Origin of the sequence: uncultured Rhodospira sp., assembly GCF_937138205.1 — a bacterium.
Lineage (GTDB): Bacteria > Pseudomonadota > Alphaproteobacteria > Rhodospirillales > Rhodospirillaceae > Rhodospira.
In genome coordinates this window covers 1-9369 of the sequence record NZ_CAKZOT010000030.1, presented here as the reverse complement: position 1 = coordinate 9369, position 9369 = coordinate 1, and the positions used below count along the sequence as shown (strand labels likewise).

The 9369-nt window shown below is 67.9% G+C and carries 10 protein-coding genes; 6 read left to right on the top strand and 4 right to left on the bottom strand.

The annotated features are described in order from the left end of the window. The first annotated feature begins 195 nt into the window (after nt 1–195). On the top strand, nt 196–384 hold the full coding sequence (locus tag Q0309_RS18575) for a histidine kinase dimerization/phospho-acceptor domain-containing protein (protein ID WP_366940556.1): 189 nt from the start codon (nt 196–198) through the stop codon (nt 382–384). Nucleotides 385–493: 109 nt separating this feature from the next. Here Q0309_RS18575 and Q0309_RS03215 read toward each other — a convergent pair whose 3' ends face one another. Beyond that, nucleotides 494–1192: a helix-turn-helix domain-containing protein gene (locus tag Q0309_RS03215; protein ID WP_299437388.1), complete on the bottom strand. Its 699-nt coding sequence runs from the start codon at nt 1190–1192 to the stop codon at nt 494–496. A 276-nt stretch (nt 1193–1468) separates the two neighbouring features. Between Q0309_RS03215 and Q0309_RS03210 the strand changes: the two genes are divergently transcribed. Beyond that, nucleotides 1469–1852: a hypothetical protein gene (locus tag Q0309_RS03210; RefSeq protein ID WP_299437386.1), complete on the top strand. Its 384-nt coding sequence runs from the start codon at nt 1469–1471 to the stop codon at nt 1850–1852. 166 nt (nt 1853–2018) lie between these two features. Here Q0309_RS03210 and Q0309_RS18570 read toward each other — a convergent pair whose 3' ends face one another. The 3 genes from Q0309_RS18570 to Q0309_RS18565 all read right to left on the bottom strand — a co-directional run bounded on the left by Q0309_RS18570 (nt 2019) and on the right by Q0309_RS18565 (nt 4997). After that, nucleotides 2019–2426 (bottom strand): LuxR C-terminal-related transcriptional regulator, encoded by a 408-nt coding sequence (locus Q0309_RS18570; RefSeq protein ID WP_366940555.1) that lies wholly within the window; start codon nt 2424–2426, stop codon nt 2019–2021. Next, complete coding sequence (locus Q0309_RS03205; protein WP_299437384.1) at nt 2377–2808, bottom strand: hypothetical protein; 432 nt, start codon at nt 2806–2808, stop codon at nt 2377–2379. The genes Q0309_RS18570 and Q0309_RS03205 overlap by 50 nt, the downstream gene beginning before the upstream one ends. Nucleotides 2809–2993: 185 nt before the next feature. Further along, entirely contained in the window at nt 2994–4997 is a 2004-nt protein-coding gene (locus Q0309_RS18565) for an ATP-binding protein (RefSeq protein ID WP_366940554.1), read from the bottom strand. Nucleotides 4998–5150: 153 nt separating this feature from the next. Between Q0309_RS18565 and Q0309_RS03190 the strand changes: the two genes are divergently transcribed. The 4 genes from Q0309_RS03190 to Q0309_RS03175 all read left to right on the top strand — a co-directional run bounded on the left by Q0309_RS03190 (nt 5151) and on the right by Q0309_RS03175 (nt 9132). Then, a complete protein-coding gene (locus tag Q0309_RS03190) occupies nt 5151–6671 on the top strand; it encodes a methylmalonyl-CoA carboxytransferase subunit 5S (RefSeq protein ID WP_299437382.1) in 1521 nt (506 codons plus the stop codon). Between the two features lie 72 nt (nt 6672–6743). Next, complete coding sequence (locus Q0309_RS03185; RefSeq protein ID WP_299437380.1) at nt 6744–8321, top strand: carboxyl transferase domain-containing protein; 1578 nt, start codon at nt 6744–6746, stop codon at nt 8319–8321. A 58-nt stretch (nt 8322–8379) separates the two neighbouring features. Further along, a complete protein-coding gene (locus tag Q0309_RS03180) occupies nt 8380–8697 on the top strand; it encodes a hypothetical protein (protein WP_299437378.1) in 318 nt (105 codons plus the stop codon). Between the two features lie 30 nt (nt 8698–8727). Beyond that, nucleotides 8728–9132 carry an acetyl-CoA carboxylase biotin carboxyl carrier protein subunit gene (locus Q0309_RS03175; protein ID WP_299437376.1) on the top strand — a complete coding sequence of 135 codons (405 nt, stop codon included), beginning with the start codon at nt 8728–8730 and terminating at the stop codon, nt 9130–9132. The last annotated feature ends 237 nt before the right edge of the window (nt 9133–9369 follow it).

Genomic DNA, 9369 nt, shown 5'->3' with positions numbered 1-9369 from the left:
AGGCGATTTCCGGACCTACTCTCGCGGCGTTGTTCATGATCTCTCAGAGCATCAATCCGCGTTGCGCGGGACCGCCTCCGCCTCCTGGACCGTCAGGCCGGGGCGGGAACGGGCTGTCTGCGCGTCGCCGCCACCGCCCAGGTCCGCAGGGCCGGGAGGTCGGCGGGCTGTCCGCGTCGGCGGGCGGAACGGCAGATGTCGCGCTTTCTGGCCACCACGAGCCACGACATCCGCACCCCTCTTCACGCTGTGCTTGGCGCCGCCGACCTGCTGCGCACGGCCGAACCGGGCACACGCCGCACCTACCTGGACGTGATCGACCCTGGACGTGATCGACGGCGCCGGGCAGACCCTGTTGCAGACTCTGAACACCGTGCTCGATGACCCCAAACTGGAGGACGGGCCGCCCAGGGTAAGGACCGTGCCTGTCGTGTCATCGCCCTCTCTGGTTTCCCGTGAACGTAACCGTGGGGGCCGCCGCGGTGGAGCGTGATCATGGCACGCGTTTCCGCTCGCCCGCGAACGGGCTGAGACCAAGCCAGTCCTGCATTCGGCGGGCCAGGTCGCGGTCACCGGTCAGGTCCAGCTCTCCGTCGTCCGCCGACCGGGACACGGTGGTCAGCCCCATCCAGATCGCCGTCATGCATCGCAGGTCGGTCTCGACAAACAGATCGACCTCGAAGCCCGGGTCGACCGAGCACAGGTCGACCTCCGCACCGGGCTCGACGATCAGCCACCACTCGCGCCGGTCGTCCGGCTGGTCGGTGTAGAGGAATGCGATCACGGTCTTGGCGTCGGGCATCGGCGTGGGGTCGAGATTGCGCCGCATGTCCCACATCAGAAGACCGGGGTCGATGTTGTCGAGGCTCGGCTCGGAGTCGATCCATTTCTGGCCCCACGCCCCGACGGCCTCGACCACGGGCCTCAGGTCCCGTCCGGCCTCGGTCAACGCGTAGGCCTGGTGCCCCGGATCGTCCGGGGCGGGATGGCGCTCAACGATGCCCGCCGCCTCAAGTTCCCGCAGGCGCTTGGCCAGCAGCGTGGGCGACATGCGCGGCACGCCGCGGCGCAGATCGTTGAACCGGGTTGACCCGGCCACCAGTTCGCGCAGCAGAACCATCGTCCAGCGGGTGCACAACACCTCCGCCGCCATGGCCACCGGACAGAACTGCCTGTAGCGGTGCTCTCCCATACGCGCCTCCTCTGCGGCACCTGGGAACGCGATAAAAAAAATAACCCCCGGTACAGTTCGTGGACTGGAGACGGCGCAAGGCGGCCTGCCAGGGTGAGCGCACGGCCGTATCGCGGCCGGACCGCGACCCGAATGAAGGACAGCGATGAACCACCCCATAGTCCGGTCCGCCTTGTCCACCACGCGATGCACACCGTCCATCGCGGTCGTCGATCCGATCGACGCAATGAAGGGCGCACCGGAGTGACACCCCACGTTTCTGAAAGGACGGACATCATGGATACGACCACTCTTCACTGTGGCGCCATTGAGGTCAGACGCTTTGACGCGCCGGACGAAACGCTTGACATGAAGGAGCACGGCGGCATCGACATTGTGAAACTCACCGCCGGTGCCGCGGGGATGCGCGCGGTGTTCGAGCCAGGCTGGACCTGGGAGACCAACGAGAAGCCGCTGCTCGGCTCGCCCGACTCCTGTCCAATGCGGCACATCGGCTACTGCCTGTCGGGCACGCTGGTCGTCCGCATGGTCGAGACGGACACCGAAACGGTCCTGCGAGCGGGCGACTTCTTCGAAATCCCGCCCGGCCACGACGCCTATGTGGACGGCGCCGAACGGGTCGAGTTGATCCTGTTCGAACCACCCGAACACGCCCACTGACGGGCGTCCCGCTAGCATATGAAACCGCCAGCCTTGGCAGCGAGACGAGGGTGGCGCGGCTTGGGGTTTGAGACACCCGGGGCCGCGCCACCCCGCTCGGCACAGATCAACGGACCGACGACGACGCAGCTCCGCAAAAAATTTGGACCAACACCGTCGCGGCGAGTCAGACACGTTCCACATTTTTTTGAACGCCAGACTGAGGAGGTTCAATCGTGGGAGCGGCCAGCGTGTGCCGCTGCCCCGCCCCGGTCTTCTCCAGCACGGCCTCACAGTGGCGGCGGGCGGTGTTGAGGCGGATGCCCAAGTCGGCGGCGATGTCGGCCGTCGAGCGCCCCGCCAGCAGCAGGCGCGCCGTGGCTGTCTGCCGTTCCGTCAGGTCGAAGCCCGCCGCCAGCCGCGCCGCCTGACGGTACCTGCCGGCCAGTGAACGGATGGTGGCCCTTCCCGTCCGCTGATCCTGGGCGCTCCCTCGGGAACGCGGCCGGCGAGCCGGCGCGTTACCATGCCGCAGTCTCCTGCGCTCAGTTGCTGTCCGAGAGATCGTCCAAACGGTCCAGACGGCCGCGATCATCGGGACTGGTTTCGAGGATCAGGGCCTCGGCACGGCCGTCCGGCCCTGTTTCGAATGAAACCACCGCGGCGCTGCCGAAGTCCCCTCGCATGCGGCGCTCGAACCGGGTGTCGCCCGTCGCCGCCATGTACCAGGGCGCCACGTCGCCCCAGCGCGCGACGATCATCAGGTAACCCTCCGGGATCCGCAGGTCACGCCCCATTGGCGCTTCCGCGGGCGCCACAAGGTAGTCGCGCCCGAACTCGTCTCCCGGCGTTCCGTAGATCCCGTAGAACCGCGCCAGATCATCGCGCGGCGCCCCGAGGGGGTGTGCCTCGTCCGCGACCCCCGATGAGGAGGCAACGAGGCTGGCGGCAAACGCCATGACGGCGACCATGCGCATGAGGATCCTCCCGGCTCGGTCACGTCGGAATCGTAACAATAATGAATCTCTTGGATCAAGCCAGGAGTGGAGACATCCGATCCGGCTCTCGCCTCGCCCGCCCGGTCCCCCCACGGATCACGGGCAGGGTGGCGCGAACCAGGGTTCGGTTCGATCGTGGCAAACCTGGGGTGATCGCGGCCGCCTTACGCCGACCCAAAGACGCGACGCCGATTGCCGGCGTCTGCTGTCGCAGCAGACGCATCGCTGTAGCGGGCGGCGATGGCGGCGAAGCTGTCCGCCCGCGCCAGAAAGGCGTCGGCGACGGCGGGATCGAACTGAGTACCACGTCCTTCGCGGATGATCGCCACCGCCTTTTCATGCGGGAACGCCGGCTTGTAGCAGCGGGCGCTGATCAGCGCGTCGTAGACATCGGCCACGGCCATCAGGCGCGCGGCGAAGGGGATGGCCTCGCCCGACAGGCCGTCCGGGTAGCCCGTGCCGTCCCATTTCTCGTGATGACCACCAGCGATGTCGCAGGCCAGCCGCAGGAAGTCGGTCTGGTTCGGTCCGCCGCCGTTCGCCGCCGCCCGCAGGGCATCGCGCCCGAGGGCGGCGTGGGTCTTCATGATCTCCATCTCGTCGTCGGTCAAACGGTCGGGCTTGAGCAGGATAGAGTCGGGAATGCCCACCTTGCCGATGTCATGAAGCGGGGCGGACTTGAACAGAAGGTCGATGGTCTCGTCGTCCAGAACGGCGGCGAAGCGCGGGTGGTCCGCCAACGCCTCGGCCAGCACGCGGACGTAGTGTTGGGTGCGGCGGATGTGGTTGCCCGTTTCGTTGTCGCGCGTTTCCGCCAGGGAGGCCAGGGCGCGGATCGTCACGTCTTGGGTCGTGGTAAGCTGGTGGGTGCGCTCCTCGACCCGGTGCTCCAGGTCCCGATTGCGGTCGGCGAGCGCCCTGCGCGCCTCGCACAGCGACAAGTGTGTGTTGACCCGGGCCAGCAGCACGCCCGGCGAGATCGGCTTGGTGACGTAATCGACCGCCCCGGCCGCCAGCCCGCGCATCTCGGTCTCCACCTGTGTCATGGCGGTGATGAAAATGACCGGCACGTCCTCGGTGCGGGGATCGGCCTTGATGCCGCGGCACACGGCGAACCCGTCAAGGCCCGGCATCATCGCGTCCAGAAGCACCAGGTCCGGCAACGGATCCCGGGCCAGGCGGGCAAGGGCCGTCGGCCCGTCATTGACCGTCTCGACGAAACACCGGTCGCGCAGGGTTTCGCTGATGACGCGCAGGTTCACGGCCTCGTCGTCCACCACCAGCACGCGGGGGCCTCCCTGTTCTGGCGCGGGGGCCGGCCTGAGCGGAACAACCACGGTCGACTCGGCCGGGCGCGGCGCGGCCTCTGTCGGCCCCAGCGCCGCGCCTGGCGCCGGGTGGTCACCAGCCTCGAGCTCCAATGCCCGCGTGAGAGGCACCGTGAACCAGAAGCGGCTGCCCCGCCCCGGCACGCTGTCCACGTCGATGGTCCCGCCCATCATCTCCACCAGCCGCCGGCTGATCGCAAGGCCCAGGCCGGTTCCGCCGAACCGCCGCGCCGGCGACGGATCAAGCTGGGTGAATTCCTGGAACAGAAGCGGGCGCTTTTCGGGGGGGATGCCGATCCCGGTATCCTCGACGGAGAAACACAGGCCGACGGCATCCGGCGCCGGCGTCACCGTCAATGTGACCGCCCCCTCCAGCGTGAATTTGACCGCGTTGCTCAGCAGGTTCAACAGCACCTGCCGCAACCGGTTGCGATCGCCAACGTACTGCCCCGCAACCTCTGGCGCGACCTGCGCCGTCAGGGTCAGCGCCTTCTTGCGCGCGCGCGGCACGACGATGAGAACGGCGCTGTCCACCACCTCGGCCAACGGGAACACACCGGTCTCCAGGTCGAAGCGTCCGGCCTCCATCTTCGAAAAGTCGAGGATGTCCGTGATGACCGAAAGCAGGGCGTTGCCCGACTGGTGAATGGTTTCGACCATCCGGCGCTGCTGTTCGTCGACCTTCGTTTCCGTCAGCAACTCGGCCATGCCGATCACACCGTTGAGGGGCGTGCGCACCTCGTGGCTCATGGTCGCCAGGAAGTCCGACTTGGCGCGACTGGCCGCCTCGGCGGCGTCCTTGGCCGTTTCACGACAAAATCGGACGAACCGGTTCCGCATGGGTCTTGTGACCAACGGCCCACGGGCCATATGGACTTCGAAATCGCGCCATCAGACGGGGCGCGGGCGCGGCGCACAGGCCGTGGCGGCGGGTGATCGCGTCGGCGACCGGGCGCCCGGGGCGGGACGACAGCAGCGAGGGAGAGCGGACTGATGGGACGTCGGATCGAGGTCACCGAACTCATCCTTCGGGATGCCCACCAAAGCCTGATGGCCACGCGCATGGCGATGGAGGACATGGTCCCGGTCTGCGAGGACCTGGACAACGCCGGGTTCTGGTCCCTGGAATGCTGGGGCGGCGCCACCTATGATGCGTGCATCCGCTACCTGAACGAGGATCCGTGGGAGCGGCTGCGCACCTTCCGCAAGCTGATGCCGAACACCCGCCTGCAGATGTTGTTGCGCGGGCAGAACCTGCTCGGCTACCGCCACTACCAGGACCATGTCGTCGAGCGCTTCTGCGAGAAGGCCGCCCAGAACGGCATGGACGTGTTCCGAATCTTCGATGCCCTCAACGACCTGCGCAACCTGAAGACGGCCATCGACGCGGTCAAGCGTACCGGCAAGGAGGCGCAGGGCACGATCTGCTACACGGTCTCGCCGGTGCACACGACCGAGGCCTTCGTCGAGATGGCCCAGCGGCTCAAGGACATGGGCGCCGACTCCATCTGCATCAAGGACATGGCCGCGCTGCTGAAACCCCAGCCGGCCCATGACCTGGTGCGCGGCATCAAGCAGACCTGCGGCGAGGACACCCGCATCCACCTGCATTGCCACGCCACCACGGGGGTGACCTTCGTTTCCCTGATGAAGGCGATCGAGGCCGGCTGCGACGTGGTCGACACGTCCGTCAGTTCCCTGTCGCTCGGCTCCGGGCACAACCCGACCGAGGCCCTGGTCGAGATGCTGGAGGGCACCGGCTACGAGACGCGCCTGGACCTGGCGCGCATCCGCCCCGTGCGCGATCACTTCGCCCAGGTGCGCAAGCGCTACCGCCACTTCATGAGCGACTTCACGGTCATCGACACCGACATCTTCGAAAGCCAGATCCCCGGCGGAATGCTCTCCAACATGGAGAACCAGTTGAAGGGCCAGGGCGCCGGCGACCGCGTCCAGGAGGTCATGGAAGAGGTGCCGCGCGTCCGCGCCGATTCCGGCTATCCGCCCCTGGTCACGCCGTCCAGCCAGATCGTCGGCACCCAGGCCGTCTTCAACGTGCTGACCGGCCGCTACAAGACCATGACCAGCGAGTTCGCCGACCTGATGCTGGGCTACTATGGCACCACCCAGGGCGAGAAGAACGCCGAGGTGCTGGCGCAGGCCGAGGCGCAGCAGCAGAAGCCGGCCATCACCGAGCGTCCGGCCAACCTGTTGGCGCCGGAGTGGGACAAGCTGCGCGCCGAGACCGAGGCCCTGGAGGGCAACAACGGCAGCGACGAGGACGTGCTGACCTACGCCATGTTCCCGCAGGTCTCGACCAAGTTCTTCAAGACCCGCCACGAGGGGCCGAAGACCCAGGCCAAGGACCCGGAGGCCTCGCGCACGACGGACGCCCCGGCGCCCGCCGCCGGGGCCGCTGCCGGGTCCGGGGGCGAGGCGCGGAAGGACCCCGTGACCTATGTCGTCACCCTGAACGGCCGGGAGCATCAGGTCCGGGTCTCCCCGGCCGCCTGACCGGTGCGGCAATCCGAAACGGGCGGAACCCGCCCGGTCGCAAGGGACCACTCCAGGGGAGAGGAACACCTGATGTCAAAGCAGCAGGAGGGCCCGTCGCCCTCGGCAGGCATGGAGGAAAAAATCGCCGCCCTCGCCGCCAACCGGGCGCGCGTCCAGGGCGGCGGTGGCCCGGCGCAAATCGAGAAGCAGCACGCCGCCGGCAAGATGACGGCGCGCGAGCGCGTCGCACAGTTGGTTGATCCCGACAGTTTCCAGGAGATCGGCCTGTTCGCCCAACACCGGGCCACGGCGCTCGGCATGGCCGAGAGGGACCTGCCGGCCGACGGCGTGGTCACCGGCTGCGCCCGGGTGGACGGCAAGGTGGTGCATCTGGCCAGCCAGGACTTCACCGTCTCCGGCGGTGCCGCCGGCGAGGTGCATAGCCTCAAGGTCGCCGAGATGATGGAGCTGTCGCTCAAGACCGGCTCGCCGTTCGTGTTCATCAATGATTCCGGCGGCGCCCGCGTGCAGGAGGGCATCGACAGCCTGACCGGCTACGGCCGGGTGTTCTACACCAACGTCATGCTGTCCGGTTCGGTGCCGCAGATTTCGCTGATCTGCGGGCCGTGCGCCGGGGGCGCCTCGTACAGCCCGGCGCTGACGGACTTCATCATCCAGACCCGTCAGGCGCAGATGTTCATCACCGGCCCACAGGTGATCAAGCAGGTCACCGGCGAGACGGTGAGCGCCGAGGCGCTCGGCGGGCCGGACGCGCACATGACCCGGTCCGGCGTGGTCCATCTGGTGGCCGACGACGACGCCGACGCGATCTACCAGTGCCGCCGGCTGCTCAGCTTCCTGCCGCCGAACAACCTGGAGGATCCGCCGCGCCTGCCCTTCGACGCGCCGCTGGAGGCCGACCCGGCGCTCAATGATATCGTGCCGGCCGACATCAAGGCCGGCTATGATGTCCGCGACGTGATCACGCGCTGTGTCGATGACGGGGACCTGCTGGAGATCCAGGCCGGCTATGCGCCCAACATCGTCATCGGCTTCGCCCGGCTCCAGGGCCGATCCATCGGCGTGGTCGCCAACCAGCCCGCGGCGATGGCGGGCGCGCTCGACATCAACGCCTCCGACAAGGCGGCGCGCTTCATCCGGTTCTGCAACGCCTTCAACATTCCACTGGTGACCTTCGTCGACGTGCCGGGATTCCTGCCCGGCGTCGAGCAGGAATACGGCGGCATCATCCGCCACGGCGCCAAGATGCTGTTCGCCTACTCCGCCACCACGGTGCCGAAGCTGACGGTGATCCTGCGCAAGGCCTACGGCGGCGCCTATCTCGCCATGTGCGGCAAGGCCCTGGGCGCCGACCGGGTGGTGGCCTGGCCGTCGGCCGAGATCGCCGTCATGGGCGCCGAGGGCGCGGCCGAGATCGTCTTCCGCAAGACCATCGCCGAGGCCGACGATCAGGCCGCCAAGCGCGCCGAAATGATCCAGCTCTATCGGGGCACCTTCGCCAATCCCTATGTCGCCGCCGGGCGACGGCTGGTGGATGACATCATCGAGCCGGCCGAGACCCGGCGCGCCCTGGGGCAGGCGCTGGAGAGCCTGTGCACCAAGCGCGAGACGCGCCCGCCCAAGAAACACGGCCTGATCCCGCTGTGAGCTGCCCGACCCCCACAACACGCCCGGCGCCCTCCCGAGGCCGGCAGGAGCGAGAGGCATGACCAAACCGACCCTGGATGATGTGATGGCGGCGGTCGAGAGTCTGCGCCATGACATGCGCGGCGAGATCGACGCGCTGAAGACACAGCTTGCGGCGCTTGAGGCCCGACAGAGCGCCACCGAGCACGACCTGGAGGCCGAGGTGGATCCGGAAACCCTGGTCATGCTGGCGGCCGCCGTGACCTCCTACCTGGGCAAGCGCGTCCGCATCCGCTCGGCGCGCCGCGTCGGGACGGGCCCGGACGGCGCCCCCGCCTGGGCGCGTCACGGGCGCGCCGCCATCCAGGCCTCGCACCAGTTTAACCGGGGACACTGAGCCCCGCCGACCCCTACAGGAGTTCCGGCCGTGAAACTGCGCATTGACCTGGACGGAAAGACCTATGACCTCGACGTCGAGGTGCTGGAGGAGGACCGGCCCGCGCCCCGGCCCGGATACCTGCCGCCGCACGCGCCGCCGATGACGGTGCGCTCTTCGGCTGGGCCGGCGGCGGCCGACACATCCGGGGCGAGCGCCGCCGAGGACGCGCCGGTGGACGAGGAGAAAGTCTGCCGCAGCCCGCTGTCCGGCGTGGTCAACCGCATCGCCGTCAAGATCGGGCAGGAGCTGAAGCAGGACGATCTGATCATGGTGCTGGAGGCGATGAAGATGGAGACCAACGTCGTCGCCGGCCACCCGGGCACGGTGAAGGCGCTGCGGGTCGCGGAAGGTGATGGCGTGAAGACCGGCCAGATCCTGATGGACTACGCGTGACCGGCCCGCGCCGGGACGAGAAAGACGATCCGTGTCTCACAGCGATCCGATTCACACACCTTCACTTATGCTCGTCATTGCGAGGAGCGAAGCCCAAAAACCAAAACTGGGGCAATCCAGGGCGAATACTGGCGCACTACGCCCTGGATTGCTTCACCCTCGTCTTCCGACGAGGGTTCGCAATGACGAGTCATGATCCTGTTCGCAGCCGTCGTAGGGTGCGTCTGGAGGCGGAGA

Coding starts and splice junctions, on each gene's coding strand:
- Q0309_RS18575 (WP_366940556.1), top strand. CDS start 196: ATGTCGCGCTTTCTGGCCACCACGAGCCACGACATCCGCACCCCTCTT.
- Q0309_RS03215 (WP_299437388.1), bottom strand. CDS start 1,192: ATGGGAGAGCACCGCTACAGGCAGTTCTGTCCGGTGGCCATGGCGGCG.
- Q0309_RS03210 (WP_299437386.1), top strand. CDS start 1,469: ATGGATACGACCACTCTTCACTGTGGCGCCATTGAGGTCAGACGCTTT.
- Q0309_RS18570 (WP_366940555.1), bottom strand. CDS start 2,426: ATGATCGCGGCCGTCTGGACCGTTTGGACGATCTCTCGGACAGCAACT.
- Q0309_RS03205 (WP_299437384.1), bottom strand. CDS start 2,808: ATGCGCATGGTCGCCGTCATGGCGTTTGCCGCCAGCCTCGTTGCCTCC.
- Q0309_RS18565 (WP_366940554.1), bottom strand. CDS start 4,997: ATGCGGAACCGGTTCGTCCGATTTTGTCGTGAAACGGCCAAGGACGCC.
- Q0309_RS03190 (WP_299437382.1), top strand. CDS start 5,151: ATGGGACGTCGGATCGAGGTCACCGAACTCATCCTTCGGGATGCCCAC.
- Q0309_RS03185 (WP_299437380.1), top strand. CDS start 6,744: ATGTCAAAGCAGCAGGAGGGCCCGTCGCCCTCGGCAGGCATGGAGGAA.
- Q0309_RS03180 (WP_299437378.1), top strand. CDS start 8,380: ATGACCAAACCGACCCTGGATGATGTGATGGCGGCGGTCGAGAGTCTG.